We start from the raw sequence: 404 nt of genomic DNA on the forward strand, positions 1-404 counted from the left end.
CAGGCGGCAGAAAGTTTATGGAAAATCGGACAAGGAAATCCTGATGCGATCGCTGTATTGGTCGAAATTATCCGCACCACTGAGGATAAATATACCCGTTATCAGGCAGTAGAGAGTTTAGGGAAAATCGGACAGGGAAATCCCGATGCGATCGCTGGTTTGCTCGAAATTATCCGCACCACTGAGAATGAAAAGACCCGTATTCAGGCGGCAGAAAGTTTATGGAAAATCGGACAAGGAAATCCTGATGCGATCGCTGTATTGGTCGAAATTATCCGCACCACTGAGGATAAATATACCCGTTATCAGGCAGTAGAGAGTTTAGGGAAAATCGGACAGGGAAATCCCGATGCGATCGCTGGTTTGCTCGAAATTATCCGCACCACTGAGAATGAAAAGACCCC

At 46.5% G+C, this 404-nt stretch carries 1 protein-coding gene; it reads left to right on the forward strand.

Features of this window, described 5'->3' with window-relative positions:
• On the forward strand, positions 1-404 hold a 404-nt coding region (locus tag P5683_RS25925), incomplete at both ends, for a HEAT repeat domain-containing protein (protein ID WP_315669524.1).

Source organism: Limnospira sp. PMC 1279.21 (assembly GCF_032349615.1).
Lineage (GTDB): Bacteria > Cyanobacteriota > Cyanobacteriia > Cyanobacteriales > Microcoleaceae > Limnospira > Limnospira fusiformis.